This window comes from Andreprevotia sp. IGB-42, from assembly GCF_009848685.1.
Lineage (GTDB): Bacteria > Pseudomonadota > Gammaproteobacteria > Burkholderiales > Chitinibacteraceae > Andreprevotia.
The window spans coordinates 18,751-45,273 of the sequence record NZ_WXTX01000009.1 but is presented as its reverse complement, the minus strand read 5'-3'; the positions used below and the strand labels follow the sequence as shown (position 1 = coordinate 45,273).

25 protein-coding genes and 1 pseudogene are annotated in these 26,523 nt (G+C 60.6%); 13 read left to right on the top strand and 13 right to left on the bottom strand.

Annotated features, from left to right (window positions below):
- Positions 1-3 precede the first annotated feature (3 nt).
- The 5 genes from IGB42_RS14305 to IGB42_RS14285 form a co-directional block, all read right to left on the bottom strand.
- Entirely contained in the window at positions 4-2,178 is a 2,175-nt protein-coding gene (locus IGB42_RS14305; protein WP_159672788.1) for a primosomal protein N', read from the bottom strand.
- A gap of 317 nt (positions 2,179-2,495) precedes the next feature.
- On the bottom strand, positions 2,496-3,560 hold the full coding sequence (gene hemE / locus IGB42_RS14300) for a uroporphyrinogen decarboxylase (protein ID WP_159672787.1): 1,065 nt from the start codon (positions 3,558-3,560) through the stop codon (positions 2,496-2,498).
- Between the two features lie 42 nt (positions 3,561-3,602).
- Positions 3,603-5,318 (bottom strand): ABC transporter ATP-binding protein/permease, encoded by a 1,716-nt coding sequence (locus IGB42_RS14295; protein ID WP_159672786.1) that lies wholly within the window; start codon positions 5,316-5,318, stop codon positions 3,603-3,605.
- 63 nt (positions 5,319-5,381) lie between these two features.
- Entirely contained in the window at positions 5,382-5,792 is a 411-nt protein-coding gene (locus IGB42_RS14290; protein ID WP_159672785.1) for a hypothetical protein, read from the bottom strand.
- Positions 5,792-7,480, bottom strand: a complete 1,689-nt coding sequence (locus IGB42_RS14285) for a glutamine--tRNA ligase/YqeY domain fusion protein (RefSeq protein WP_159672783.1) — start codon at positions 7,478-7,480, stop codon at positions 5,792-5,794. Before IGB42_RS14285 ends, IGB42_RS14290 begins: the two co-directional genes overlap by 1 nt.
- A 177-nt stretch (positions 7,481-7,657) precedes the next feature.
- On the opposite strand from IGB42_RS14285, the gene IGB42_RS14280 reads away from it, so the two are divergent.
- A complete protein-coding gene (locus IGB42_RS14280; protein WP_159672781.1) occupies positions 7,658-8,230 on the top strand; it encodes a YIP1 family protein in 573 nt (190 codons plus the stop codon).
- A gap of 87 nt (positions 8,231-8,317) precedes the next feature.
- On the opposite strand, the gene IGB42_RS14275 is transcribed toward IGB42_RS14280, so the two are convergent.
- The 4 genes from IGB42_RS14275 to IGB42_RS14260 form a co-directional block, all read right to left on the bottom strand.
- The gene (locus IGB42_RS14275) at positions 8,318-10,696 is read right to left on the bottom strand and encodes a hypothetical protein (RefSeq protein WP_159672779.1); all 2,379 of its coding nucleotides are present in this window, start codon (positions 10,694-10,696) and stop codon (positions 8,318-8,320) included.
- 347 nt (positions 10,697-11,043) lie between these two features.
- The gene (locus IGB42_RS14270; protein WP_159672777.1) at positions 11,044-12,288 is read right to left on the bottom strand and encodes a uracil-xanthine permease family protein; all 1,245 of its coding nucleotides are present in this window, start codon (positions 12,286-12,288) and stop codon (positions 11,044-11,046) included.
- Positions 12,289-12,333: 45 nt separating this feature from the next.
- Complete coding sequence (gene upp, locus IGB42_RS14265) at positions 12,334-12,978, bottom strand: uracil phosphoribosyltransferase (protein WP_159672775.1); 645 nt, start codon at positions 12,976-12,978, stop codon at positions 12,334-12,336.
- A 100-nt stretch (positions 12,979-13,078) separates the two neighbouring features.
- Positions 13,079-13,423: a DMT family protein gene (locus tag IGB42_RS14260; RefSeq protein ID WP_159672773.1), complete on the bottom strand. Its 345-nt coding sequence runs from the start codon at positions 13,421-13,423 to the stop codon at positions 13,079-13,081.
- 73 nt (positions 13,424-13,496) lie between these two features.
- Between IGB42_RS14260 and IGB42_RS14255 the strand changes: the two genes are divergently transcribed.
- Both IGB42_RS14255 and IGB42_RS14250 read left to right on the top strand, forming a co-directional pair.
- The gene (locus tag IGB42_RS14255; RefSeq protein WP_201799945.1) at positions 13,497-14,582 is read left to right on the top strand and encodes a tetratricopeptide repeat protein; all 1,086 of its coding nucleotides are present in this window, start codon (positions 13,497-13,499) and stop codon (positions 14,580-14,582) included.
- A 24-nt stretch (positions 14,583-14,606) separates the two neighbouring features.
- Positions 14,607-15,878, top strand: coding sequence for a murein L,D-transpeptidase family protein (locus tag IGB42_RS14250; RefSeq protein ID WP_159672769.1), 1,272 nt, complete (start codon positions 14,607-14,609; stop codon positions 15,876-15,878).
- 96 nt (positions 15,879-15,974) lie between these two features.
- Here the strand turns inward: IGB42_RS14250 and IGB42_RS14245 are convergent, their stop codons facing one another.
- The gene (locus tag IGB42_RS14245; protein ID WP_159672767.1) at positions 15,975-16,715 is read right to left on the bottom strand and encodes a beta-ketoacyl-ACP reductase; all 741 of its coding nucleotides are present in this window, start codon (positions 16,713-16,715) and stop codon (positions 15,975-15,977) included.
- Between IGB42_RS14245 and IGB42_RS14240 the strand changes: the two genes are divergently transcribed.
- Positions 16,705-17,025, top strand: a complete 321-nt coding sequence (locus IGB42_RS14240; protein WP_159672765.1) for a hypothetical protein — start codon at positions 16,705-16,707, stop codon at positions 17,023-17,025. The genes IGB42_RS14245 and IGB42_RS14240 overlap by 11 nt on opposite strands.
- Positions 17,026-17,059: 34 nt before the next feature.
- Here the strand turns inward: IGB42_RS14240 and IGB42_RS14235 are convergent.
- Positions 17,060-17,347, bottom strand: a pseudogene (locus IGB42_RS14235) (DUF3579 domain-containing protein); the annotation flags it as partial.
- A 206-nt stretch (positions 17,348-17,553) separates the two neighbouring features.
- Here IGB42_RS14235 and argF point away from each other — a divergent pair.
- From argF to IGB42_RS14190, 9 genes are all read left to right on the top strand, one after another.
- A complete protein-coding gene (argF, locus tag IGB42_RS14230) occupies positions 17,554-18,468 on the top strand; it encodes an ornithine carbamoyltransferase (RefSeq protein WP_159672761.1) in 915 nt (304 codons plus the stop codon).
- A 7-nt stretch (positions 18,469-18,475) separates the two neighbouring features.
- Positions 18,476-19,105 (top strand): leucine efflux protein LeuE, encoded by a 630-nt coding sequence (leuE, locus tag IGB42_RS14225; RefSeq protein ID WP_236822595.1) that lies wholly within the window; start codon positions 18,476-18,478, stop codon positions 19,103-19,105.
- An 83-nt stretch (positions 19,106-19,188) separates the two neighbouring features.
- Positions 19,189-20,406: an argininosuccinate synthase gene (locus tag IGB42_RS14220; protein WP_159672759.1), complete on the top strand. Its 1,218-nt coding sequence runs from the start codon at positions 19,189-19,191 to the stop codon at positions 20,404-20,406.
- 72 nt (positions 20,407-20,478) lie between these two features.
- Positions 20,479-20,706 carry a DUF2788 domain-containing protein gene (locus tag IGB42_RS14215; protein WP_236822594.1) on the top strand — a complete coding sequence of 76 codons (228 nt, stop codon included), beginning with the start codon at positions 20,479-20,481 and terminating at the stop codon, positions 20,704-20,706.
- A gap of 12 nt (positions 20,707-20,718) precedes the next feature.
- On the top strand, positions 20,719-21,030 hold the full coding sequence (locus tag IGB42_RS14210; RefSeq protein ID WP_159672756.1) for a pyrimidine/purine nucleoside phosphorylase: 312 nt from the start codon (positions 20,719-20,721) through the stop codon (positions 21,028-21,030).
- A gap of 69 nt (positions 21,031-21,099) precedes the next feature.
- A complete protein-coding gene (locus IGB42_RS14205) occupies positions 21,100-21,630 on the top strand; it encodes a metal-dependent hydrolase (RefSeq protein ID WP_159672754.1) in 531 nt (176 codons plus the stop codon).
- Between the two features lie 2 nt (positions 21,631-21,632).
- On the top strand, positions 21,633-22,118 hold the full coding sequence (locus tag IGB42_RS14200) for a YajQ family cyclic di-GMP-binding protein (RefSeq protein WP_159672752.1): 486 nt from the start codon (positions 21,633-21,635) through the stop codon (positions 22,116-22,118).
- A gap of 55 nt (positions 22,119-22,173) precedes the next feature.
- Positions 22,174-24,054 (top strand): diguanylate cyclase, encoded by a 1,881-nt coding sequence (locus IGB42_RS14195; RefSeq protein ID WP_159672750.1) that lies wholly within the window; start codon positions 22,174-22,176, stop codon positions 24,052-24,054.
- Positions 24,055-24,145: 91 nt separating this feature from the next.
- Positions 24,146-24,307, top strand: a complete 162-nt coding sequence (locus IGB42_RS14190) for a DUF3149 domain-containing protein (protein ID WP_159672748.1) — start codon at positions 24,146-24,148, stop codon at positions 24,305-24,307.
- On the opposite strand, the gene IGB42_RS14185 is transcribed toward IGB42_RS14190, so the two are convergent.
- Together IGB42_RS14185 and IGB42_RS14180 are read right to left on the bottom strand one after the other, a co-directional pair.
- Positions 24,301-25,938 carry a glycosyltransferase family 39 protein gene (locus IGB42_RS14185; RefSeq protein WP_159672746.1) on the bottom strand — a complete coding sequence of 546 codons (1,638 nt, stop codon included), beginning with the start codon at positions 25,936-25,938 and terminating at the stop codon, positions 24,301-24,303. The genes IGB42_RS14190 and IGB42_RS14185 overlap by 7 nt on opposite strands.
- A gap of 93 nt (positions 25,939-26,031) precedes the next feature.
- Positions 26,032-26,295, bottom strand: a complete 264-nt coding sequence (locus IGB42_RS14180) for a type B 50S ribosomal protein L31 (RefSeq protein ID WP_159672744.1) — start codon at positions 26,293-26,295, stop codon at positions 26,032-26,034.
- Between the last annotated feature and the right edge of the window lie 228 nt (positions 26,296-26,523).

Below are 26,523 nucleotides of genomic sequence, written 5' to 3'. Positions count from 1 at the left end.
CCGTCAGAATTCCTGTGGATCAATGTCGGTCGTCACGCGGACGCCCGACGGTATCGTTGCCGCATGCAGCCACGCATCCAGCGCTTGCTGCAATACACCGCGCTGCGTGGCGCTCAGCACCAGTTGTGCACGCTCCACGCCGGCCTTGCGCACCAGCGTGGCCGGCACCGGGTCGTTGGCAACGACGCCTGCAGCCAGCAGCGCACGCTGCGCTTCGCGCAGCACCGCCATCGCGCGGGGCATCTGCTTGGCTTCCGCCCGCAGCATCGCCCACTGGCTGGCAGGGGGCAGCTGCAATTGCTTGCGCACCTGCAGCTGTTCATCGGCAAAAGCCGCGTAATCGCCGCGCACCAGCGAACCATAGAACGGGTGCTCGGGGTAATTGGTCTGGATCAGCACCCGGCCCGGTTGCCCGGCGCGGCCGGCACGGCCTGCCACCTGCAACAGCTGCGCAAACATGCGCTCTTCGGCGCGGAAATCCACGCTGAACAGGCCGCTGTCGGCGTTCAGCACGATCACCAGCTGCAGGTTGGCAAAATCGTGGCCCTTGGCCAGCATCTGCGTGCCCACCAGCAAGTTGGCCTCGCCTGCGTGCACCTGCACCAGCATCGCTTCCAGGCTGCCCTTGCGCCGCGTATTGTCGCGGTCGATGCGCAGCGGCGGCGTATCGGGGAAACGTGCCGTCAGTATATCCTCAATGCGCTGCGTACCCTGCCCCAGCGGCTGCAAATCCTGATTGCCGCAATCGGGGCATGCGGCCGGCGGCATGGTCTCGTAACCGCAATGGTGGCAGCGCAGCCGGCGCTCGCTCAGGTGCAGCACCAGCTTGGCCGAACACCGCTTGCAGCCGGATATCCAGCCGCAATCGCGGCAGGACAGCACCGGCGCATAACCGCGCCGGTTGATGAACACCAGCGCCTGCCCGCCATTTTTCAGGGTTTGTGCCAGGATATCCAGCGCCAGCGGATGAATGCCGTCCGGCATGTGGATGCGGCCGGTGGGCAGCAACTCCACCTTGGGCGAGATCGCCCCGCTCACCGCACGCTGCTTGAGCACCAGCTTCTGATAGCGGCCTTCCTGTGCGTTTTTCCAGCTTTCCAGGCTGGGCGTGGCCGAGCCCAGCACCACCGGCACCTTGCGCTGGTTGGCGCGGTAAACCGCCAGATCGCGCGCCGAGTAACGCACGCCCTCCGATTGGCGGTAAGAGGTATCGTGCTCCTCATCCACCACGATCAGGCCCAGCGCGGGCAACGGTGCAAACACCGCCAGCCGCGTGCCCAGCACGATGCGCGCTTCGCCGCGTGCCGCCATCAGCCAGTTGCGCGTGCGCTCACCCTCAGCCAGGCCGCTATGCAGGCTGACCACGCATTCCTGCGGAAACCGCTGCCGGAAGCGCCCTTCCAGCTGCGGCGTGAGGTTGATTTCCGGCACCAGCACCAGCGTTTGCTCGCCACGCCGCAGTGCCGCTTCGATCGCCCGCAGATACACCTCGGTTTTGCCGCTGCCGGTAATGCCGTACAGCAGGAAAGCGCTGAAACCACGCGCCGCGGTAATGGCCCCGACCACCCCGGCTTGTTCGGGCAGCAATTCCGGGCGTGGCCCGGTGCTGACCGCGGCTGGCTCGGGGGGATGCCAAGGCTGTGCCACCACCTGGCCAGCCTGCTGCCATTCCTTCAGATAACGGCTGGCATCCGCAGCCACCGGCCTGATCTCGTCCAGCCGGCGTGGGCTGGCCAGCAATGCCGCCAGCGCACGCTGCTTGTGCGCACGCGCAGACAGCGAGGCAATCAGTGCATCCACATCCACTGCCACATACGCCTGCTCGGCCTCGAAACCGCTCCATACCTTGGGCTGGCGGAACACTGTGGGCAGCGCACCGGCCAGCACCTGCCCCAGCGGGGCAAGGTAGTAATCGGCAACGAAGCGGCACAGCGCCAGCACATCGGCCGGCAGGGCCGGCATATCACCCGGCAGCGATTCGATATCACGAATGCCGGCAAAATCCGGCGCGGTATTGCTGATGGCAGTGACCACCCCGGCCAGCCGTTGCCGGCCGAACGGCACGATCACGCGCGCGCCCACTCCGGGTACCGGGCTGTTGGCGCGGTAATCGAAGGTGCGGGCCAGCGGCACATCCAGTGCAACCGTGGCATAAAAATCGGGGGGTGAAATCGTCATGCCGTAAGAATAAATTCACCGTATTGTCACTTCGGGAACCATCCACAGAAGCTGTGGATAATTTTGTGGGTAGCTTGGGATTAACTGCCCCGAAGCGAAGCGCGGCCTAGATTGCAGTTAAGTTGCTTATTTTTTAAACCGCAAAAATTAATATTTACAAATCAACAACTTAAGCATTATGTTGATTTCCATGCAAGCCAAGCCAACCGCAGTTGACAAGCGGCTTTTCTTACGCTCCAAGTCTGTGCATAACTTAGAACGGCTTTCATACCGTCTGCGTGAGAAAAGCGCCGCAAGTCCTTGTTAGCAAGAGAAAATCAGCGTACGGCCTGCTTGCGCGAAAAGTGGTGTACCGCGTTGACCAAGGCGGTCACATGCTCGGGATTGGTGAACTGGCTGATGCCATGGCCCAGATTGAACACGTGGCCGCTACCGGCACCGTAAGCTGACAACAATCGCGCCACTTCGGCCTCGATGGCAGCCGGTTGGGCGAACAACGCATTGGGGTCGAAGTTGCCCTGCAACGCCACCCGGTTGCCCACTCGGCGGCGCGCATCGCCAAGATCTACTGTCCAGTCCAGCCCCACCGCATCACAGCCACTATCGGCGATCTGCTCCAGCCATAGCCCGCCACCCTTGGTGAACACGATCACCGGCACGCGGCGGCCATCAGCCTCGCGCTTGAGGCCAGCCACGATGCGCTGCATGTAGGCGAGCGAGAACGCCTGGTACTTGCCGAATGCCAGCGCGCCGCCCCAGGTATCGAAAATCTGCACCGCCTGCGCACCCGCATCGATTTGCGCATTCAGGTAGGCGGTTACCGCCCGGGCGTTCACGTCCAGGATATGGTGCAGCAAGTCCGGGCGGTCATACATCAGCGTTTTGACGCGGCTGAAGGTATCCGAGCCACCGCCTTCGATCATGTAGCACGCCAGCGTGAACGGCGAACCGGAGAAACCGATCAGCGGCACCCGACCATCCAGCGCATTGCGGATGCTGCTGACTGCGTCGAACACATACTGCAGCTCGCTCATGTCCGGCACGCTCAGCGCCTTGATGGCCGCTTCGTCACGCAGCGGGCGCTCGAACTTGGGGCCTTCGCCCTCGGCAAAGTAGAGGCCCAGGCCCATGGCATCCGGCACGGTCAGGATATCGCTGAACAGGATGGCCGCATCGAGCGGAAAACGATCCAGCGGCTGCAGCGTGACTTCGGTGGCAAATTCTTTCGATTTGCACAGGTCAAGAAAGGAACCCGCCGCCTTGCGCGATGCGCGGTACTCCGGCAGATAGCGGCCCGCCTGGCGCATCAGCCATACGGGGGTGTATTCAACAGGCTCACGCAACAGCGCACGCAGGAAGGTATCGTTTTTAAGTGCAGTCATTCTTTTTCCAGATGCCAGCCCCACCGGAGCTGGCAAAAATCATCAAGCCAGTGACCAGTTGCCGTCACCATGGCAATCAAGGAAGCGGTTGTGGAATTGCTTGAGCGAGGAGCGATGGCCAACGCTGATCAGTGTGCTGCTTGGCAAGGCAGCGATCAGTGCTTGATACAGCGTCGATTCGGCCGCTTCATCGATTGCCGATGTCGCTTCATCCAGCACCAGTATCCGTGGCTTGAGCAGGAGTGCGCGCGCCATCGCAATGCGTTGCTGCTCACCCAAACTCAATTCATGCGACCAGGGTTTGACCACATCGAGCTGATCGGCCAATTGGCTGAGCTTCACCTGTGCCAGCACGGCGCGAAGCGCTTCATCATCAGCGAGTGTTTCGGCCGGGTAAGACAACGCCTCACGCAGACTGCCCAGCGGCAGGTAAGGACGCTGCGACAGGAACAGCACGCCGGCATCCTGTGGATACGCCACGTTGCCGCTGGCATACGGCCAGATCCCCGCCAGCGTACGCAGCAGCGTACTCTTGCCACTGCCCGACGCCCCCTGCACCAGCAGGCGATCCCCCGCCTGCAGCGACAAATCCAGCCCGGCAATCAACACATCGCCGTCGGGCTTGTTCACGCCCAATGCGCTGACCTGCACATGGTCAGCCGGCGCAGGTGACAGCACCGGCAATGCGGCGGCCTCGCCCAAGCTGTCTTCAAACGTGCTCAGCCGGTCGATCACCGCTTTCCAGGTTGCCAGCGTGGAGAAGCTATCCATGATGAAATTGAGCGAATCATAAACCTCTCGGAACGCATTGTTGATCTGCATCAGCCCGCCGAGCTGGATTTCCTTGGCAAACAGGCGTGGCGCCGCAACCAGGAACGGGAAGATGATCGCCAGTTGCCCCCAGAACGAGGTGAATGTAGTCAGACGCTTGTTGAGGCGCATGATGGACCAGAAGTTCTCCACCACGCTGCCGAGGCGGAACGACAACTGCTTGCGCTCGGCACCTTCGCCTTTGTAAAGCGCGATGGATTCGGCATTTTCCCGCACGCGTATCAGCGCAAAACGGAAGTTGGCCTCGCGGCGTTGCTGTTCGAAGTTGAGCCCGACCAGCGCCTTGCCGATCCAGATCGTCACCAGCGTGCCGACGATGGTATAAAGGATTGCTGCCCACACCATGTAGCCGGGAATCACCACATTGTGGCCCATCAATACAAAGCGCAATGGTCCGGACAATGCCCACAGGATGGTAATGAACGTAATCAAGTTCACTACCGAGCGCATCAGGCCCAGCGACAGCCCCAGCGTCAGGCTGACGAACTGCCCGACATCCTCGGCAATCCGCTGGTCGGGGTTATCGGTTTTGCGATCGGTCAGCTGTAGCCGGTAATAGCCTTGCCCTTGCATCCAGCGCTGCTTGAAGTCTTCGGTCAGCCAGCGCCGCCATTTGATTTCCAGCATCTGCCGGAAGTACAGCGCATAAACCTGAATGGCGATCCAGAAGAACGCCAGAATGGCAAAGTGCTTCATCTGTTGCCAGAACGTCACCGAATCGAGCTTTTGCAATGCGTCGTAGAACACGCCATACCAGCTGTTGAACTGGACATTCATGTAGACGATGGCCAGATTCAGCGCGACCACCAGCACCAGCAGGCCGATGCCCTTCCACTTTTCATCACCCACCCAATAAGGGCGGGTCAGATGCCAGAAGGCTTTGAATAGCTGTTGCTTGCTCAAACGCGTTGCTGTCGGTTCGCTCATTGCTACCCCTTTAGATATGCAAACGGGCGGCTGACGCCGCCCGGCTCGGCAAACAGGCCGATGTCATTTGCAAGGCTTGGTCGTCCAGCCCTTGCCACCGCGCCGGCACTTCCAGTCCTGCCGCGCGCTGTTGATATCCCAGCCGCTATCGGCCAGCACCAAGCCAAGCTGGTAGCGCTGGCTGGCAACGGCGTCATCCTTCAAGCCGGCCAGCACCACTTCCATCTGCACCTGCTCGCCCGCTTCGCCCTTCGCCTGCTGCCTGATAGCCAACGACTGGTAATCAGCCAGGCCATGCTCATCGGCAATGCGGTCTTTCAGATAGTCATAAACTACCTGTACCGGTGCCAGGCCGCGCGTACCCTTGAAAATCACCGGGGCCGCGGCTGCGTCGGCGGCAGCCGGGGCCGCATCGTCGGCCACTGCAAACGGCATCAGCGCGATCAGCAGCAAAACAGCGGCGATAGCGCGCATCACTTGGCTTCCTTGGCCGCCCACGCATCCTTGAGCGTCACGGTACGGTTGAAGACCGGCTTGCCGCCGGCCACATGGTCATGACGGTCAGTCACGAAGTAACCCAGGCGCTCGAACTGGTAACGCGTTTCCGGCGCCGCGGTGGACACCACCGGTTCCACATAGGCGGTAATGGTCTGCAGCGATGCACCGTTGATGAACTGCTTGAAGTCCACGTACTGGCCGTCGGCGCCGCGTACCGCATCCGGGCGTGCCTCGGTAAACAGGCGGTCGTACAAGCGCACTTCGGCTTCGATGGCGTGCTCGGCCGAGATCCAGTGGATCACGCCCTTCACCTTGCGGCCAACCGGGTTCTGGCCCAGCGTGGCGGGGTCGATGCTGCACTTGAGCTCGACCACATTGCCCGCCGCATCCTTCACCACTTCATCGCACTTGATCACATACGAGTAGCGCAGGCGCACTTCGCTGCCCAGTGTCAGCCGTTGCCAGCCCGCCGGCGGCACTTCGGCAAAGTCTTCCCGCTCCACATAGATGGTGGGCGCAATCGGCACTTCGCGCTCGCCCCACTCGGCATGGTGCGGGTGGTATGGCGCGCTGCGGCTGGCGGTTACGCCGGCCTCGAAATTGGTCAGCGTCACCTTGATCGGGTCCAGCACAGCAATCACGCGCGGGCAGGCTTCTTCCAGCGTTTCGCGTACCGCCCCTTCCAGGATGCTGTAGTCGATGATGTTCTCGCCCTTGGAGACACCGATACGCTGCGCAAACAGCTTGATGCCCTCCGGCGAGTAACCACGGCGGCGCATGCCGGTAATGGTAGGCATGCGCGGGTCATCCCAGCCGCTCACCAGCTGCTCGTCCACCAGTTGCTTGAGCTTGCGTTTGGAGGTGACCACATACAGCAGCTCCAACCGCGAGAACTCGATCTGTTGCGGATGACTGGCGATGGTGATGTTGTCCAGCACCCAGTCGTACAGCGGGCGATGATCTTCGAACTCCAGCGTGCACAGCGAATGCGTGATGCCTTCCAGCGCGTCCGAGATGCAATGCGTGTAGTCGTACATCGGGTAGATGCACCAGCTATCGCCAGTCTTGATGTGCGTGGCCCGCTTGATGCGGTAAATCACCGGATCGCGCAGGTTGAGGTTGGGCGAGCCCATGTCGATTTTCAGGCGCAGTGTCTTGCTGCCATCGGCATACTCGCCGGCGCGCATGGCGCGGAACAGCGCCAGGTTTTCCTCAACCGTGCGGGTGCGGTACGGGCTATCCCTGCCGGGCTTGGAGAAATCGCCGCGGTACTCGCGCATCTCCTCGGCATTCAGCTCGCACACGAAGGCCTTGCCGGCGCTGATCAGTTCTTCGGCGTACGCGTACAGTTGCTCGAAGTAGTCGGACGCATGGCGTACATCGCCATGCCATGCAAAACCCAGCCAGCGCACATCGGCTTCGATGGCGGCAGCGTATTCATCCTCTTCCTTCTCCGGATTGGTATCGTCCATGCGCAGGTTGCACTGGCCCTGGTAATCCTCGGCAATGCCGAAGTTCAGGCAGATCGATTTGGCGTGCCCGACATGCAGGTAACCATTGGGCTCGGGCGGAAAACGCGTCACGACGGACGAGCGCTTGCCGGAGACAAGATCGCCATCGATGATGGCGCGGATGAAGTTGCTGACTGGGGCTTCGTTGCTCATAAGCGCGGGAATGGACGGCTAGATTCAAAGGACAGATTGTAACCGGAAAAAGACCAGTCATCGGGCGATGCAACGCGCGGATGGATTTATGCGGGCAGCACTGGTCTAACACCAAGTCATACCCCGCCTTTTGCATGGCGTTTTCCTGCTTCCACCGCAAGGCCAAGGAGGTTTCCCATGAAAGCATCTTCGTACCCGCACATGCTCGTTTCCTACCACGAAGGCTGGGATGAGCTGCAAGCCGCACATCCCGCCACCCTGGGCATCTTCCTGAAACTGGTATTGCCGCTATCGCTGCTGCCGGTGTTGATGATGCTGTATGCCGGCAACCATTACGGCCAGTACTACGGCGGCGAAGTTAGCATGTCGCACTGGCAGACCGTGGCTGCAGCCTTTTTCGTTGCGGAAATGATCACCGTTCCCGGCATCGCCTGGATCATCCGGCAACTGGCGCGCGCGCACAAAGCGCATAGTGACTATGACGGCAGCTACCTGCTGGCAGCCGTGTCCGCCGTGCCGATGTGGTTGTCGTCACTGACGCTGTTCGTGCCCTACCTGGCATTCAACGTGGCCTGCGCCTTCACGGGCCTGGCCATGGCTTGCGCACTGGTCTACCACGGCATTCCCGCCATGCTGGGCAAGGAACGCGACGAAGATGTACGCGACATGACCTACCTGATCATGTGGATAGGCGGCGGTGCCTGGGCCATCCTGAGCGCCATTCTGTCGATGCCCATCTTTACGCATTAAGTTGCCATGCCGGGCTGCCAGCAGCGCAACCGGCGCAATGAAAAACAGGCCAGCGAAAGCTGGCCTGTTGGCTTGCCTGCCGGCAGTTCAGGGCTGCCGGGCTCGGGTCAGGTTGGGATAAACCGCAACCGAGCCGAACTTCACCTTCTCGGTCGAGGAAATCAGCACCTGGAATGCAGCGGGAGCGTAGTAGGTCGGGTCTGTTGTCACCCCGTAACCCATCTGCCCGTATTCGTTGTAGCCCCAAGTCATCAGCGAGCCGTCTTTCAGCAGCGCCTGGTAATGCAGCGAGCCGGCTGCAATGGACACCACATTCGACAGCGGCGCCTTGTCGGTGCCCTGTGCAACCTGCTTGGGCTTGACCAGGGATCCGGCAATCATCCGGCCCGATGCACCACCGCGCCAGCTATGAACACCGCCGTTCTTGTCCATCGCCAGTGCCTGCGTCGCACCTGCCGCCACCATGGTGAGCCCCGCCCAAATGCCACCGCTGTTCGGATCCTGAACCTGCTTGGCAAGCCGGGACGCCGGTACTTCGAGTTTGCCGTCCATGATGATGCCGCCAGGTACCCATTCCCAGACGCTGCTGTCACGGCTCAGCGCGAGGGCATAATCGCCCCCGAGGGAAATACCCACGATGTCGCTCAGGTCGCTACCGTCAACCCGCTTGACCAGCGAGGGCTGCACCGCACATTCATTGGAAGTAAACGCGGCACGCTGGTACCCCCAGTAATAAACCCGGCCATCTGCCGAGAGGGCCATATAGCTGTTCTTGCCTGCGGCAACCGCAACGATATTGCCCAGGTTGCCTGTTCCGGCAACGTTCCTGACATACACGGGTGTGGAATGGATAAAGCCATCGCCGGAACCGGTACATGTGCCCCAGGCAACCACCTGCCCGTCATCAAGCAGGGCCACCGCGTTTGTCGTGCCCACTTCAACCTGGACCACATGGCTGAGGTCCGCGCTTTCCTGCGGATTCCTGACTGCCAGCGGCAACAACGTACCGTCGATCACATCATTGCGGCCAGATGTCGCGAAGGTCTGATTCCCCCCCCACGTCCAGACCGTGCCATTTTCGGTCAGCGCCATGGCGTTGCCTGCCCCCAGGCTGGCCTGCACGGCACCCAACATGGCGGTTCGGCCCGTTGTGGCGACAACCGGCGCGGGTGTTTCTGCGATGCGCAATACCGATGCTGGCACCCCGCGACCCAACACCCCCAGGTAGTTATTGCCCCATGACCACGGACCGCCATTGGGCATCACCACCAGGCTACCGGCCAGCGATGTGCCACGCAGCCCGCTCCAGAATCGCTGCGGAATCACCTTCACCATCAGGATCGCACTGGTATCGCCACTGGATACCTTGACCGGAAAGCTGCCCAGCCGGCTGGCCTTGATACTGCTGCAATCGCTGGCTACCGTGATCACGCCGCTATCGGCGGCCGAGCACGACAGCGAAGTCTGCGGCAATACGCTGCCTGCATCATTGCGCAAGGTGACCTGCAGTGGCGTTGCCAGATTCCATGGCACCTTGCCATCCGCCGGCGCCTGGAAGGTGGCGGCAGCCGGACCGTGTGCGGTGCAGAGCTGAGACGGTGTCACAAGGCCAAAATTGAAGCGTTGTATCAGCTCGGTCGTCATGCCCTGCAAGGCAGCAGTACCGACGCAACCTTCGGGAAAGCGCAGCTCATATTGCCCGGCGCTCACGCTGGACGGCGGGCTCCTGTAGTTGCCGGTGATGGTCTGCCCGCCGGAATAGCGCTGGAAATCGGTCAGCAATTTGCCGTTCGACAGATCGCCACTGACGATGTGCCAGGCCGGGCCGGATGTGCCGTAGTGGAACATCGCCATGAACACGGTATTGCCTTGCACCTCGATGGCCCAGCCGCGGCCACCTTGCTCCGGGTTCCAGTACCAGCCCGTTTCAGGCGCAGCAGGATTGGGCGCCATATCAAGGCCGCCGGGCACGATGGGGAAGCGTTCTGCGTTGAGCACGCGGCCACCGGGCAAAGTCACCGTGGTCTTCGTATCCTTGCCGGACCCGGAGAAAACGATAAGCACCTCTCCCACGTCCCGGGCCACTGGCGAACGGTAGGTTCCCGAGTCTGCGGCCTGCCCGTTTTCGTAAGACTGCAGCATGCCCTTGAACTGATAGGCACCGTTGACCTGCGTCACCACACCTTGGGAAACATACCAGACCGGGTTTCCCAGATCGTCATACAGGAAGAAGCCCACAAAGCCCTTGTCGCGCTGCATTTCAAACATGAAGCCAGTGCCTGACTGGACCGGATTCCAGTACCAGCCATTGGCCGGCATGCCAGCCAAGCCAGCACCAGCCTGCGTTGCAACGGCGGTTTGCGCGGATTTGCCACTTTGGGCGCTGTCGGCATTGCTGCCCCCGCCACATGCAGCAAGCAACAACGCCGTGCACAGCATGGCGCAAAATAAACGGATGAATTTCATTGAAAACCTGCAGGAAATCGGGAGCACGTAGGAAAGCGCTGGCAGTTTATCACCACCCACTTTGCATGCAAAGTTGACTTTTTTTGAAAGATTTTCCCGCTTCCCCCATGTCCGGCGGGCCTTGGCCGGCACTGCGGAAAGCGATTCCCGCAGACGGGAAAACGCCGGATATCATCCGGTGCCCCGTGCCCTTGAGCCCGTCAAAAAGCCCCTGTCACCACACCGGGTGCGCAGGGGCTTTCAGTGGTATTTTTACAACAATCCTGAGTAAGCTCGCTGTGCATGCCATGGCCGCATGGCTGACCGGGCAAACAGGCCGCTACACGTTTTCCGCGCTGCTGCCGTGCTCAGACGTCCTGGCCCTCGGCAATACCATCGCGCCTGACAGGCTGCAGCGGAAGCAGCAGATTCAAAGCGATGGCCAGCAAACTCACCAACCCCACGCCCACCATATTGAACGCGCCGATCTTCACGGTCAGCCCGCCGATACCGCAGGTCAGCACCACGGCAACGATCACCAGATTGCGTGGCACCATCAGGTCTACCCTGGCATCGATCATGGTCTTGAGGCCAATACTGGCAATGGTGCCGAACAGGAGCACCATGATGCCACCCATCACCGGCATGGGGATCGACTGCAGCACCGCGTTGAATTTGCCGAAGAACGCCAGGATGATTGCCAGGCCAGCTGCCCAGGTCATGATCACCGGGTTGAAATTGCGCGTGATCATCAGTGCGCCGGTCACCTCTGCATAGGTGGTGATGGGCGGGCCGCCGATCAGGCCGGCAAAGCACACGCCCAGGCCATCACCGGCAAGCGTGCGGTGCAGCCCCGGGCTGGCGGTGTAGTCGTTGCCGGCCACCTTGCCCACCGCCATCACGCCGCCGATGTGCTCGATGGCCGGTGCAATCGCCACCGGCAGCATGAACAGCGCAGCGGCCCAGTTCACCTCGGGCTGTACGAAATGCGGCAATGCAAACCACGGTGCATCCGCCACATGCTGGAAATCGACTACGCCCAGCACGGCCGATGCCACGTAGCCGACAATCACGCCGGAAAGAATCGGCACCAGCCGCAGCATGCCACCGGCAAACACCGCCACGATGATGGTGGTAGCCAGCGAAATGCCCGCCAGCAGAATGGACGAGCCGTAGGGAATCAGCTGCTTGCCGCCTGCCTGCCCCATGGCCATGCCCGAAGCGGCCACCGCGACCGACATGCCGATGACGATGATCACCGGCCCGATCACCACCGCTGGCAGGATGCGGTGGATCAGCGCCATGCCACGCCATTTGATGATGGCCGCCACTACGAAATACATGAATCCGGCTGCGAACAGGCCAAACTGCGTGGCCGCCTGCCCCCAGGTCTGCATGGCAAAGATGATGGGGGCGATGAAAGCGAATGACGAACCCAGGAAGATGGGTACCTGGCGCCGCGTCACCAGTTGGAACAACAGCGTGCCTACCCCGGCGCCCAGCAACGCCATCGCAGGGTGCAGGCCGGTGAGCAAAGGCACCAGCACCAGCGCGCCGAATGCCACGAACAGGATCTGCGCGCCGGAAACGGCCGTTTTCAATGTGTGCAGCATGTATCGACTCCACGAGGCACAAAGCCGGGTCTCCCCGGCTCCGCTTCATTTGTTGTTGGTGGTACCGGTGGTACCGAAAATCTTGTCCCCCGCATCGCCCAGGCCCGGGATGATGTAGCCGTGCTCGTTCAGGTGGCTATCGAGCGATGCCGCCACGATCTGCACGTCCGGATGTTTTTCGTTGACGAGCTTCACGCCCTCGGGCGCAGCCACCATCACGATGGCCTTGATCTCGGTGCAACCATTGCGCTTGAGCATGTCGATGGTGGCCACCAGCGAGCCGCCGGTTGCCAGCATGGGGTCGATGATCAGCGCCAGCCTGTCTTCCAGATTGCCGACGAATTTCTCGAAATACGGCTCCGGCTGCAGCGTTTCCTCGTTGCGCGCCAGCCCCACCACGCTGATCTTGGCCGAGGGCACCAGGTCAAGCACGCCATCGAGCATGCCGATACCCGCGCGCAGGATGGGCACCACGGTCAGCTTCTTGCCCTTGATTTTCTTGACGTTGACCTCGCCGCACCAGCCCTGGATCACCACATCTTCCAGCGCCAGATCGCGCGTGGCTTCATACGCCAGCAGCCGCGCCAGCTCTGCGGTCAGCAGGCGGAATTTGTTGGTGCTGACCTCCGCCTCGCGCAGCAACGCCAGCTTGTGTTGCACCAGCGGATGATTCACCACATTGATCTGCATGCCCAGCCCCTGTTTTTTGCCTAAACTGGATCATTCTAGACAGGCTGACCGCCAGTGACATTGGCGAAAAGCATTAGGAGCGGCCAGCCGCTGCAACGCATCAACGGAACATGAAATACACCGCACCGGTCAGGCACAGGCCCGCCCACACGTAATCGAGCTTGAATGGCTGGTGCATGTAGAACACCGCAAACGGAATGAACAGGCTCAGTGTAATCACCTCCTGGATGATCTTGAGCTGCGCCAGACTGTAAACGCTGCTGCCGATGCGGTTGGCCGGCACCTGCAGCAGGTATTCGAACAACGCAATGCCCCAGCTGACCAGCGCTGCCCATAGCCAGCTGCGGTCGTTGACATGCTTGAGATGGCCATACCATGCAAACGTCATGAAGACATTAGAGGCAATCAGCAACAGAATGGAAGTAATACCGGGCGGCAGGTTCATAGGCGTCATACATAAGGTTTTGGTAAACTCCGCCAGTTTAGTCGCACCTTCAGATACACCGGAACAAACATCCATGCCCGTGCACCGTCTTTCCCGTCTTCGCTTTGCCGCCGTTACCGGCCTGCTGCTGTGCGCATTTGCCCACGCTGGCGACGCTGAAGACATCCAGACGCTGTTGCGTGCCAGGCAGTTTGCCCAGGTACTGGAAAAAGCCGACAAGGCGCTGCTCAAAACCCCGCAAGACGCGCAGATCCGCTTCATGCGCGGCCTGGCGCTGACCGAACTCGGCCGCACCGACGAAGCCATCAAGGCGTTCGTGAGCCTGTCCGAGGATTACCCGCAATTGCCGGAGCCGTACAACAACCTCGCGGTGCTGTACGCGCAGCAGAACCAGCTGGACAAATCGCGCGCTGCGCTGCAGATGGCGATCCAGACCAACCCCAGCTACGCCATCGCCCATGAAAACCTGGGCGACCTGTACGCACGGCTGGCTTCGCAGGCCTACAGCAAGGCACTGCAGCTGGAAAACAACAATACGGTGCAGACCAAGCTCAAGCTGGTGAGCGAGCTTTTCAGCCAGAACGCCATGGCGCCCAAGACGCAATTGGCCTCGGTCAAGCCGGGCAAAATCACACCGTTGCCGAAAATCACCATCACCGGTGCACCGCTCAAGCCGAGCGCCGTGCCGACATTGCCACCAACCATGGCCGTTGCGGCCGCCAAGCCCACCAGCAAGCCACTGCCGACGCTGGCACCAGTTGCCACTCCGGCGCCGGCACCAGCCAAGGTCGAAACCGCCAAGGCAGGCAATGACAGCGCGCGCCAGCAGGTGGTTGCCGCCGTGGATGGCTGGGCAGGCGCCTGGGGCAAGCAGAACGTGAACGGTTACCTGGGCGCGTATAGCCGCCAGTTCAAGGCACCGGGCGGCCAGAAATTCGATGCATGGGCCAAGGAGCGGCGTGATCGCATCAGCGCCCCCAAATCCATCGATGTGCACGTCAGTGACGTGAAAATCGACTTTGTCGATGAAGACACCGTGAAGGTGCGTTTCCGCCAGAGCTACAAGTCCGAACGGCTCTCGACCACCACGGGCAAAACGCTCATCATGCAGAAATCCGGCAATCGCTGGCTGATCATTGAAGAACGCGCTGGCGCGTAATCAGAGAGCAGGCAAGCTGATTTGATGTCGTTATCCAAATGGGCCAAAAGGCTCCTCAGTCTGGTCGCCCTGTTGCTGCTCGCCCCGGCAGCGCAGCCCAACTTTGCCAGCATCGACACCCCCTTCCGCGTACACCTGGGCGAAAAACCCGGCCGTGCCGCGCAAGGGACGCCCGAGCGCATGATCGTTGCCGCCATCGATTCGATCCGTCAGGGCCGCATGAACGATGCGCGCGCCACCGTGGATGCATTGCTCGACAAACAACCCAATTACCGGCTGGCCCATCTGCTCTCGGCAGACCTGTACGCAATGCGTGCAATGCCGCTGGAAAACATGGGCAGTGCCGCCAGCGCACCGGCAGACCGGCTGGAAGACCTGCGCCGCGAAGCGCTGGTGCGCAGCAAGCGTGAAACCGCGCCGCCGCCCACCGACCTGCTGCCAGCGCCACTGCTGGTGTTGTCACCCAGGCAGAAGCACGTGGTGCTGGTAGATGCCGGCAAGTCACGCATCTACATCTATGCCAACGATAACGGCACGCCGCGCTACGTAACCGACTACTACGCCACCATCGGCAAACTGGGTATGGGCAAGCAGGTGGAAGGCGACCAGCGTACCCCGCTGGGCGTGTATTTCGTCACCAGCCATATGCCGCGCGCGCAAATGGACAAAACCATGGGCTCCAACGCCGCACTGTACGGCGTGGGCGCTTGGCCGATGTCCTATCCCAACGAGTGGGATAAACGCGAAGGCCGCACCGGCCACGGCATCTGGCTACATGGCGTGCCATACGACACCTATGCGCGCGCGCCGTGGGCATCCAATGGCTGCGTGGCGCTCACCAATCCGGAAATGCTCGAGGTGGCCGATTACCTGCAGATCGGCGCCACTCCGGTAGTGATCGTTCCCAAGGTGGAATGGCTGGGTGCCGATGCCTGGCGTGCACGCCATCAGGAGGCCCAGCAAACGCTGGACAGCTGGCGCACTGCCTGGGAAAACCGTGACACCCCCAACTATGTCGCCGAGTACAGCCGCCGCTTCGTCAGCGAAGATGGCATCAGCTACGACAAATGGGCGGTGCAGAAAGCCAACGTCAATGCCGGCAAGCAATGGGCCAAGGTCAAGCTCGACGATATCAGCCTGTTTGCCACCGGCGGCGACAAACCGATGTGGGTATCCACCTTCAACCAGGATTACAGCAGCAACAACCTCAACCACCGCATGCGCAAGCGCCTGTATTGGGAACGTGATGCCCGGCAATGGAAAATCATCTGGGAAGGCGCGGCTGGCGCTGGCTGACCTCGCCATCCGGGCCTGCCTGCTATTGGCGCCTGCCCGATGAAGACGTAAAAAAGCCCGGAACGCATCCGGGCTTTTTCATGGGCTGCCTGCTGCTTACAGCGTCAGGCCACCCGTCACTTCGATGGCTGCGCCGTTGATATAGCTGGCATCGTCGGACGCGAGGAACGCATACACGTTGGCAATTTCTTCCGGCTGCGCCAGCCGCTTCATCGGTACCCGCTCTTCCATCGCCTGGATCACCTTTTCCGGCATCGAAGCAAGGATGGGAGTGGCAACGAAGCCCGGACAGACCGCATTGGCGCGGATACCCTTTTTGCCCAGTTCTTTCGCCCAGGTCTTGACGAAGCCGATCACGCCGAACTTGGCTGCCGCGTAATTGGTCTGGCCGAAGTTGCCGTACAGGCCCACCACCGAGGAGGCATTCAGGATCACCCCGCCGCCCTGTTCGATCATGGTATCGACCACGGCCTTGGCACAGTTGTAGACGCCCTTGAGGTTGATGTCGATCACGCGGTCGAACTGGTCATCGGTCATCTTGTAGAGCTGCGCATCGGCGACAATACCGGCATTGTTCACCAGGATATCGATGCGGCCGAACTGCGCCTTCACACCGCTGACCATGCTGGCAATCTGTTCCTTGTTGGTCACGTCGACCACGTAGCCCGCTGCCGTGGCGCCAGTGGCCACCAACTGCGATACCACGCTGTCGATGCCGGCCTGGTTCACGTCACAAACAATCACCTTTGCGCCTTCGGCAGCAAACTTGACCGCGGTAGCCTGGCCGATGCCGCTGGCCGAACCGGTAATGATGGCGACTTTGTCTTTGAGTTTCATCGTCTGTTGCCCCTTCTTCATCACGCGTGCATTCGCACTAACACGAACTAGCATAGCGCTGATTGTGCGGCGCAACAACGAAGATACGGTGAAATCTTTGGGGAAAATGGCCATGCACACAGCAATCAAATTGCCGCCGCCTGCTGGCAACACGCAGCAACACCACAGATACGGCCACTTCAGCAGTGCAAGAACGGCCAGCCGTCAGCTGTCGGTCACCAGCCTGCAACACAACGCGCGCCAAATGATGCAATGCGGCGGCCATATGCAAAGCGGCAAGGTAAAAACCTTGCCGCAGGGCAATACCTAGGTACAGCGGATCAGGAGTTGGCGTCGGCCTGGTACTGATCGAGCAGGGTGCGGCAGTCAACGATGCGCAGATCGTTGTCGCGGGCAAAGGTCATGATGAAATCGAACACGCGCGGGTCGATTTTCTCCAGCTGTTTGTCCACGGCCACGCAACGTACATTGTCCAGCACCATGGGGCGGACATACGGTGCATACGACAGCTTCTGGTCGAAGCCAAACGTGGAAAGAATGCCGGAGAGACGTTCGGCCCAGTCGCTGGGACGGAACTCGCGTCCGTTGCTGGTAAGCCCTTGGATGATGATTTCGTACGGATTACAGATCATAGGTGAGCTCGAACCGGGCGGCGTCTCTGAGGTTGCTTCAAACGCGGATTATACACCGGCGCTCTGCTGCGATGCGATAAAAAGCACCGTTGCGCGGATATACGCGCTGCCGGTGCCCCCAGGGCTTGCCGGCTTAACCCAAATCGTTGAATAATGTGGGTTTTTCCACAAAATCGCCGCCCGCAAGGACGCGCGCCCAGCTGCCTATGCGCCATTACCTGCAATTTTCCGACTTCACGCGCGAAGAATACGCCTACCTGTTCGAACGCACTCGCATCCTCAAGGAGCGCCTGAAAGCGGGCCAGCTCTACCAGCCGTTTGTCGGCCGTGTACTGGGGATGATTTTCGAGAAGTCGTCGACGCGTACGCGCATCTCGTTCGAAGCCGGGATGGCGCAGTTTGGCGGTCACGCCATGTTCATGCAGAGCAAGGACACACAACTGGGCCGTGGCGAGCCGATAGAAGACGTGGCCAAGGTGATGAGCCGCATGGTCGACATCGTGATGGTGCGTACCTTCGAGCAAAGCATCATCGACCGCTTTGCCGAGAACTCGCGCGTACCGGTGATCAATGGCCTGACCAATGAATACCACCCATGCCAGATCATGGCCGATATCTATACCTATATAGAGCGCTTCGGTTCGATCGAAGGCAAGACGGTGGCGTGGATCGGCGACAGCAACAATGTGTCGCGCACTTGGCTGCAAGCGGCGAAGATCTTCAACTTCAAGCTCAACCTCGCCTGCCCGCGCGGCTACGAAATGACCGTGCTTGATGGCCAGACCTATGGTGGCGACCATTTCGAGCAGTTCTACGACCCGTACAGCGCCGCCCGCGACGCCGACATCGTCACCACCGATGTATCCACATCGATGGGTTACGAGCGCGAAACGCTGCAGCGCAAGAAGGACTTCATCAACTACAAGGTCAGCGAAAAGCTGATGCTGCAGGCCAAGGCCAATGCGCTGTTCATGCATTGCCTGCCCGCGCACCGCGGCGAGGAAGTCGATCCGGAAGTGATCGATGGCCCACAATCGGTAGTCTGGGATGAAGCGGAAAACCGCATGCATACGCAGAAAGCAGTGATCGAATACCTGCTGCTTGGCAAAGTAGAGGATTGATCGCATCGTGACCCTGTTCGGCATCACCGATCTCGCCACCTACGTCGTCGGCACCATCGTCATCATCCTGATGCCGGGCCCCAACTCGCTGTTTGTACTGACCACGGCGGGCAAGCGTGGCGTACGTGCCGGTTTTGCCGCGGCAGGTGGCGTGTTTTGCGGTGATCTCGCCTTGATGCTGGCCGCAGTGCTGGGTGTCGCCTCGTTGATGCATGCATATCCGGTCGCGTTCGATTTTGTCCGCTACGCGGGTGCGGCCTATCTCTCCTATCTGGGCATCAGGCTGCTGTTCACGCGTACACAGCCATCTGCAGACGCTGATTTGCGCGCTGCCAGCCCGCGCCATGCATTCAGGCAGGCGCTGTCGATCTCGCTGGTGAACGTAAAGGCCATCCTGTTTTTCATGGCATTCTTCCCGCAGTTTGTCGACCCGGCCTACCCGCATGTTGCGGTCACTTTCATTGCGTTGGGCCTGATCGTGCAAGTGACAAGCATGAGTTACCTGACTGTTCTTATCCTGGCCGGCAGCCAGATCGCCCGCCGACTGGCAGAGCGACGATGGCTGGCGAGCCTGGGTGCAAAACTCACCGGACTGCTGTTCGTGAGTTTCGGCCTGCGGCTCGCCACCAGCAGGTAGGCTGTACCTCTATCTATCGTTCCGGCAACACGCCAGTAGCGCCGGAGCTGACCACCATCTGGCTTTTGATTTTGGGGAATTCCATGTCTGACGTGAAAAAAGTCGTCCTCGCCTACTCGGGCGGCCTCGACACCTCGGTGATCCTGAAGTGGCTGCAAGACGAATACCAATGTGAAGTCGTGACCTTCACCGCCGACCTTGGCCAGGGCGAAGAACTGGAACCGGCACGCCAGAAAGCACTGAAGTTCGGCATCAAGCCGGAAAACATTTACATCGACGATGTGCGCGAAGAATTCGTGCGTGATTTCGTGTTCCCGATGTTCCGCGCCAACACTGTTTACGAAGGCGAATACCTGCTGGGTACCTCGATTGCCCGCCCGCTGATCGCCAAGCGTCTGGTGGAAATCGCCCGCGAAACCAGGGCGGACGCCATCAGCCATGGCGCCACCGGCAAGGGTAACGACCAGGTACGTTTCGAGCTGGGCGCCTACGCGCTGATGCCGGAAGTGAAAGTGATCGCACCATGGCGCGAGTGGGATCTGCTGTCGCGCGAGAAGCTGATGGCCTACGCCGAAACCAATGGCATCGAAGTGGACATGAAGCACAAGAACGGCGGCGCGCCGTACTCGATGGATGCCAACCTGCTGCATATCAGCTTTGAAGGCCGCCATCTGGAAGATCCGAAAGCAGAAGCCGAAGAAAGCATGTGGCGCTGGACGGTATCGCCGGAGCAAGCGCCGGATGCGGCCGAATACGTCGATCTGGAATACGAAAACGGTGACGTGGTTGCCATCAACGGCGTGCGCCTGCGTGCACACGAAGTGCTGGCCAAGTTGAACGAGCTGGGCGGCAAGCACGGCATCGGCCGTCTGGATCTGGTGGAAAACCGCTACGTGGGCATGAAGAGCCGTGGCTGCTACGAAACCCCGGGCGGCACCATCCTGCTGAAGGCGCACCGCGGTATCGAATCGATCACGCTGGACCGTGAAGTGGCGCATCTGAAGGACGACCTGATGCCGCGCTACGCCACACTGATCTACAACGGCTACTGGTGGAGCCCGGAGCGCAAGGCACTGCAGGTACTGATCGACCATACCCAGGCCCGTGTGAACGGCTGGGTACGCGTGAAGCTGTACAAGGGTTCGGTAGCCGTGGTGGCACGTGATTCGAAAGACACCCTGTTCGACCAGACCATTGCCACCTTCGATGATGATGGCGGTGCCTACAACCAGGCCGACGCTGGCGGCTTCATCAAGCTCAACGCACTGCGCATGCGCATTGCCGGCAAGAAAGGCCGCTAAGCACCCCGCATGGTCGTCACCCCGGTGGCGACCTGCCGCAGCACCACGCACCCGACTTTGTAGAGAACCCGCATGTCCCTGCTCGATGCATTCATGAACATGGATGAAGAGACGTTTACCACGCTCTCCGTATCCATCCTGTGCACCGGCCTGATCGGCTATATGTGCTTCATCATCTACAAGCTGGCCAAGGATTCGAAGGCCGGCAAGTATGGCACCATCGTGCTCGCGTTCGTGCTGGGCTTCGGCATGTTCGGTTTCATCGCAAAAACCATCCTCACTGAAATCCTCCAGAAATAAGAGAGCATCACCATGAGCCAGTTCGATAACGTTTCCGTCGTCAAGAAAGCCAACGTCTACTTTGACGGCAAGTGCGTCAGCCACTCGATCACCCTTGCCGATGGCACCAAAAAGAGCGTTGGCGTGATCTTGCCTTCCACGCTGGTATTCAATACCGGCGCTCCGGAAATCATGGAGCTGATCGCCGGCAGTTGCCGGGTCAAGCTGGCGGGCGAAACCGCCGCGCAAACCTACAATGGCGGCCAATCGTTCAATGTACCGGGCGATTCGAGCTTCGAAATCGAAGTGACCGATACCCTGCACTACGTCTGCCATTTCGGCTAAGCGCCAGTGCGGCAGCCCCGGCCCCGGGCCGGCTGCCGCCCAACCATCCCAGCTGGCCGACGATAAAACATGCCCACCGTTTTTACCCACGCACTGGCAGGCGCCACGCTGGTGCGCTGCCTGCCCAAGGCATGGCGCTCCCCCCGGCTTTACGCCCTGGCTGCGCTGGCAGCCATGTTGCCAGACCTGGACGTGGTGACTTTTCGCCTGGGCATTCCCTACGCAGATCAATTTGGCCACCGTGGGGCCAGCCATTCGCTGTTTGCTGCGGCATTTTTCGGCCTGCTGCTGGCTGCGGGCCATGCCGCCCGTCGCGGGCGGGCCCCGTTTCTGGCCGCATGGGCAGTACTATTGGCCGCCATTGCATCACACGCTCTGCTGGATGCGTGTACCGATGGTGGCGAAGGTGTGGCGCTGCTATGGCCATTCAGCGATACGCGCTTTTTCTTCCCCGTTACCCCCATCAGCGTCTCGCCGATCGGCGCGCACTTCTTTTCTGCCCGTGGCGGGCATACGCTGATGAGCGAAGCCTTGTGGGTCGGCCTGCCCTGTCTGTTGCTGTGGCTGCTGCTCTCACTCAGATCCAGAACCAAGGAATAAACATGCCCTCCTTCGATATCGTTTCCGAAATCAACGAAGTTGAAGTCCGCAATGCGGTCGAACAAACCAACAAGGAAGTCGGTACCCGCTACGACTTCAAGGGCTCGGATGCCCGCGTGGAGCAAAACGACAAGGTACTCACGCTGCACGCGGACAGTGATTTCCAGCTCGATCAGGTGAAAGACATCCTGGTAACCAAACTCGCCAAGCGCGGTGTGGACATCCGCTGCCTGGACGAAGCCAAGACCGAAAAGGTGTCGGGCAACAAGGTGAAGCAGGCGGTCACCGTAAAGACCGGCATCGAGACTGAACTGGCCAAACGCATCGTGCGCGAGATCAAGGATTCCAAGCTGAAAGTGCAGGCTGCCATCCAGGGCGATGCGGTACGCGTATCCGGTGCCAAGCGTGATCTGCTGCAAGAAACCATCGCACTTGTACGCAAGGCGATTGATGATTTCCCGCTGCAGTATCAAAATTTTCGTGATTGATACACTGTTAGAAGTTTCTAATACTGTCACCCGGCCAACACGATAAACTGACGGGATGCGCTCCGTTTACCTGTTCTGGTCCAGCCGCCAATCAGCGATGATTTCGCTGATCGGTCTGCTATTTGGCCTGGGCATGGTCTTCATCCTCGGTTACCAGGTCAGCAGCTCGTACCGGGCCGAAGTGGATCGCGCGCGCAACGATGTGGATATCCAGGGGCAAGTGCTGGCCGGGCAACTTTCCTCGGCGCTACGCGAGTCGGACCTGATATTGCATGACCTTGAGCAACGGCTGAACGTCGGCGATCTGGCACGTGCCGATCTGGGTGAGAACCGCAACCAGATCGTCCAGCACATCCTTGCCGAAAAGCTGGCGCTGATCAGCCAGGCAGACAATATCGGCCTGGTGAACGCGGAAGCCGCCATCACGCATCGCGCAGTTGCGGACACCGACGGCGGGCTGCTTGATCGCGATTACTTCACGCTGATGCGCGACAACCCGCACAAGGAACGCCTGTACTCGCGACTGATCACGGACAGCAAGACCGGTGCCCGGGGCATCGTGGTGGCGCGACGCGTCGAGAGCGGCGAGAAAGGCTTTGCCGGGCTGATCGTGGCCAGCCTGCCCAGCAAGCACTTCGAGCGCCTGCTCGGTCAACTCACACTGGGTGCACACGGCCGCGTGATGCTGCTGGACAACCAGATGGGCGTGATCGCCAGCTACACACCCCACGCTGCTTCTGCAGCACTCAAGCCGGACAGCACGATAGTGCGCCAGCTGGCAGCCGGCAGCGGCGAAGGCAAGAGCGCCGTGCTGGTGCAAAGCCGGGCCGACCAGGCCACGCGTGAAATCAGCTACCGGCATGTGGAGGGCACGCCTTTCGTATTGCTGGTGAGCAAATCATCCGATGACTATCTGGCGAGCTGGCGCGAAGCCACGCTGTACTACCTGCTGGGTGGCGGACTGCTGCTGACCATGGCGCTGCTGATGAGCTATTTCTTCTGGCGATCGCACCGGCTGGCACGCACGCTGGCGCAGAAGGAGAGCAAGCTCAATGCCAGCGAAGCACGCTTCCGGCAAATGATCGAAACCACGCCGGTTGCGCTGGTGCTGGCCAGAAGGCCGGATTTCTTCATCACCTATGTGAACCAGCGCGCCGCCGATCTGTTCGATATGCCACAAGCAGCGGCACTGTCGATGCGTGCATTCGAGCTTTACCTGAACCGGCTCGATTTCATGGATCAGATGGAGCAGTTGCAGGGGGGCAAAACCATCCGTGCAGTGGAAATGCGGCTGCAACGCCAGAATGGCGAGCCATTCTGGGGCACGCTGTCGTTGTCCGAGGTCAGCACCAGCGAAAGCAGCACCGTGGTGCTGGGCATTGTCGACATTACCGAGCGCAAGCAGATGGAGGTAGAGCTGAAGCGCCGCGCCACCACCGACAGCCTGTCGGGCCTGGCCAACCGCGCGCACTTCATGGAATCGGCCAACCAGGAGCTGGCACGTGCCGAGCGCTACCGTCGTCCGCTCAGCCTGCTGATGGTCGATATCGACCACTTCAAGCGCATCAACGACACCTTTGGCCACGATGTGGGTGACAAGGCGATCCGCGCGCTATCCGATATCTGTCGCGGCATCCTGCGCGATGTCGATCTGCTGGCGCGGCTGGGCGGCGAGGAGTTTGCCGCGTTGCTGCCGGAAACCGCCCGTGATCATGCGGTGAGCGTGGCAGAGCGGCTGCGCATTGCCATCGAAGCGAACGTGATCATCACCGATGATGGCCAGGAAGTGCGCTTTACCTCCAGCATCGGCGTCACGCAGTTGCGCGACGGCGATACGCTGGTGGACGATCTGCTCAAGCGTGCTGACAATGCGCTCTACTATTCCAAGCACCATGGCCGCAACAAGGTCAGCGTGGCTGAGGAACTGCCACAATAATCACGGCGCACAAGCTTGATCTGGCGCAAAGCCGGCCTGACGTATTGCGCGCATCCTGATTGCATATCACCGGCAATCAAGGAGCGCCATCATGGAAAATACCCCGCTGCAAACCCTGTTCATGTCCGACATCGGCCTGCTCAGTCTGTTCACCATCAGCTTCGTCATCGCCATGGCTGGCTATATCGGCTGGTTTGTACACAAGAACGTCGTCAAGGCCACGCCGCCTGAGGACGCTCAGCAGCCTTACTGAGCCACCAGCCCCGGATTGGCAATCACCGTGAAGCGCTCGCGCCGTTCACCGGGCCGGCTGCCCTGCCACAGCACGACACTGCCGGCCGGGGCCGGCTCTTGCGTGAGCAGCCACGGACACGTGGCAGCCCGCTCGCGCCGCAAGGTAATGCCGGAAAAATAATCGAGCGACGCGGCCATGGAATCAGATACCTGACCGCCACCGAGGCAACCCGGATGCGATTGCATGAACTGGGCCAGCGACAAACTCACACTGCGATAACTCTTGGAGGCGTCCAGCCATGGCTGCCACAAGCCGATCAACACGCTCCACAGCAAGGTGACGCCGCATACCCAGTTGGTGAGTGCACGGCGGCCCAGCGGACGCTTGCGCGACAAGACCCAGATCCATACTGCGGTCACCGTGGCGGCAAACAGCAGGCCAGGCACATTGACCGATACTTGGTACGCGGGGCTGCCCGTCTGCAGCTCCTCCGCCCAGCTGGGCGGGATACCGGCGTGCAACACCAGCCAGCCCATCCACAGCACGCCGCTGAGCATGCCCAGCACCAGGATGCCGAACCAGTTGAGCGCAGCTGCTGCGCCGTGCCGCAGGCTATCCACGCCCGCGGTGGCCAGCAAGGCCAGCGGCGGCAGTGCGATCAACAACCTGGCTTCTTCGCCGTCTGCTGCGCAGGCCAGAAACACGCTATGGAACAATAGCATCAAGACCGGCAACACCAGCCCGGGTGACGACAGATCGCGCCGCAACACCCAGCCGCCCCACAGCGCCAGCGGCAAGGCCGGCCAGGCAAACCACGGCAACATCGAGAAGAAATAGCCCATCGCATGAAAGGCTTCCGGGTGACGGATACCGCCGAAAGACCCAAGCGAGTAGTGATTCAGCCAGGTCCGGAAAAGAGCCGGGGCCGCGTGCGAAAAATCAGCCAGCCATACGCCGGCCACCGGCAGTGTCAGCACCAGCCCGGTGATCAGCGTGGCCAGATACGCACCCCGCCGCCATGGCTTGAATGCCCACAAGGCCAGTGCGGTACCCAGCGCCAGCAGGAATTCCGCAGCAGAAACGCCCAGCAGCAGCACCAGCCATGCAAACGCCAGCACCCAGCCAGCCAGCAACGGCCGGCGGCGCGCCAGCGCCAGCGCATAGGCCTGCCAGCAGAAGCCGGTAAGCATCAGGATGGATGTTCCGAGGTGGTGGCCCCAGATGATGAGGCCGATGCAGCCAACCAGTGTTAATACCGTCACGCGGCCATTGCGCCGGCCGTAGAGTTCACGCCCGGTCAGCCCGATGCCCCAGAACGCCAGCGCGCACCACAAACCGGTTGTCAGACGGGCGGCATCGTGTACGGATAGCCCCAGCTGCACAAGCGGCCATGCCACAATGGTGGCAACCCAATAATACAGCGGGCTGCTGCCAAAGTAGGCCGAATCGGCAAACCATGGAATGGACCAGTGTTGCCCGGCCAGGAAACGCCCGATCACCGCCGCCGTTTCCAGCTCGCGTGGCTTCCATGGGTCATGTCCCACCAGGCCGGGCACCAGCCAGATCAGGCACAACAGCAGCAATAGCCAGGGTTTTTCAGCGCTTGCAGGCAGCGCAACGCGCTCGGTATCCGGGGAGTAAGTCAGCATGGGGAGACAAGTGTTCGCAACGTAGGGAGCATAAACCGGGGGCAAGAAAAAAGGCAGCGTAAAAGCTGCCTTTTTCTGAGCAAGCGCGAGGGCTTACTTGTTGCTGCTGTACATGCCGTACTTGCTGCGGAACTTCTCGATACGACCGGCGGTGTCGACGATCTTTTGCTTGCCGGTGTAGAACGGGTGCGATTCGGACGACACGTCCAGACGCACAACCGGGTATTCCTTGCCATCGGTCCACTTCATGGTTTCTGCGCCCTTGGCGGTCAGGGTGGACTTGGTCAGGAATTTGAAGTCAACGCTTGCGTCGAAGAAGATGACTTCTTTGTAATCTGGATGGATATCGGCTTTCATGATTTTTCCTAGGGTTTGCGCGCCGGGATTGTGCCGACGCTAAAACCGGGCATTATCCCAGAATGGCTCAGGGGCGGCAAGCTGTTGGCGCATCTATTCCATGCGTTCCGAATGAGGCATTCAATGCTTTTTATGCCGGAAAAACAAAGGCTTTTGTTTTTCAGCGCCTGCGGCGCGATGTTTTAGGGCACCTTCCGCGGCGCGGAAGCGGCACCCAAACACCGCGCC

What these genes read in the sequence shown, in the direction of transcription:
- IGB42_RS14305 (WP_159672788.1), bottom strand. Translation starts at nt 2,178, where the DNA reads ATGACGATTTCACCCCCCGATTTTTATGCCACGGTTGCACTGGATGTG.
- hemE (WP_159672787.1), bottom strand. Translation starts at nt 3,560, where the DNA reads ATGACTGCACTTAAAAACGATACCTTCCTGCGTGCGCTGTTGCGTGAG.
- IGB42_RS14295 (WP_159672786.1), bottom strand. Translation starts at nt 5,318, where the DNA reads ATGAGCGAACCGACAGCAACGCGTTTGAGCAAGCAACAGCTATTCAAA.
- IGB42_RS14290 (WP_159672785.1), bottom strand. Translation starts at nt 5,792, where the DNA reads ATGCGCGCTATCGCCGCTGTTTTGCTGCTGATCGCGCTGATGCCGTTT.
- IGB42_RS14285 (WP_159672783.1), bottom strand. Translation starts at nt 7,480, where the DNA reads ATGAGCAACGAAGCCCCAGTCAGCAACTTCATCCGCGCCATCATCGAT.
- IGB42_RS14280 (WP_159672781.1), top strand. Translation starts at nt 7,658, where the DNA reads ATGAAAGCATCTTCGTACCCGCACATGCTCGTTTCCTACCACGAAGGC.
- IGB42_RS14275 (WP_159672779.1), bottom strand. Translation starts at nt 10,696, where the DNA reads ATGAAATTCATCCGTTTATTTTGCGCCATGCTGTGCACGGCGTTGTTG.
- IGB42_RS14270 (WP_159672777.1), bottom strand. Translation starts at nt 12,288, where the DNA reads ATGCTGCACACATTGAAAACGGCCGTTTCCGGCGCGCAGATCCTGTTC.
- upp (WP_159672775.1), bottom strand. Translation starts at nt 12,978, where the DNA reads ATGCAGATCAATGTGGTGAATCATCCGCTGGTGCAACACAAGCTGGCG.
- IGB42_RS14260 (WP_159672773.1), bottom strand. Translation starts at nt 13,423, where the DNA reads ATGAACCTGCCGCCCGGTATTACTTCCATTCTGTTGCTGATTGCCTCT.
- IGB42_RS14255 (WP_201799945.1), top strand. Translation starts at nt 13,497, where the DNA reads ATGCCCGTGCACCGTCTTTCCCGTCTTCGCTTTGCCGCCGTTACCGGC.
- IGB42_RS14250 (WP_159672769.1), top strand. Translation starts at nt 14,607, where the DNA reads ATGTCGTTATCCAAATGGGCCAAAAGGCTCCTCAGTCTGGTCGCCCTG.
- IGB42_RS14245 (WP_159672767.1), bottom strand. Translation starts at nt 16,715, where the DNA reads ATGAAACTCAAAGACAAAGTCGCCATCATTACCGGTTCGGCCAGCGGC.
- argF (WP_159672761.1), top strand. Translation starts at nt 17,554, where the DNA reads ATGCGCCATTACCTGCAATTTTCCGACTTCACGCGCGAAGAATACGCC.
- IGB42_RS14220 (WP_159672759.1), top strand. Translation starts at nt 19,189, where the DNA reads ATGTCTGACGTGAAAAAAGTCGTCCTCGCCTACTCGGGCGGCCTCGAC.
- IGB42_RS14215 (WP_236822594.1), top strand. Translation starts at nt 20,479, where the DNA reads ATGTCCCTGCTCGATGCATTCATGAACATGGATGAAGAGACGTTTACC.
- IGB42_RS14210 (WP_159672756.1), top strand. Translation starts at nt 20,719, where the DNA reads ATGAGCCAGTTCGATAACGTTTCCGTCGTCAAGAAAGCCAACGTCTAC.
- IGB42_RS14205 (WP_159672754.1), top strand. Translation starts at nt 21,100, where the DNA reads ATGCCCACCGTTTTTACCCACGCACTGGCAGGCGCCACGCTGGTGCGC.
- IGB42_RS14200 (WP_159672752.1), top strand. Translation starts at nt 21,633, where the DNA reads ATGCCCTCCTTCGATATCGTTTCCGAAATCAACGAAGTTGAAGTCCGC.
- IGB42_RS14195 (WP_159672750.1), top strand. Translation starts at nt 22,174, where the DNA reads ATGCGCTCCGTTTACCTGTTCTGGTCCAGCCGCCAATCAGCGATGATT.
- IGB42_RS14190 (WP_159672748.1), top strand. Translation starts at nt 24,146, where the DNA reads ATGGAAAATACCCCGCTGCAAACCCTGTTCATGTCCGACATCGGCCTG.
- IGB42_RS14185 (WP_159672746.1), bottom strand. Translation starts at nt 25,938, where the DNA reads ATGCTGACTTACTCCCCGGATACCGAGCGCGTTGCGCTGCCTGCAAGC.
- IGB42_RS14180 (WP_159672744.1), bottom strand. Translation starts at nt 26,295, where the DNA reads ATGAAAGCCGATATCCATCCAGATTACAAAGAAGTCATCTTCTTCGAC.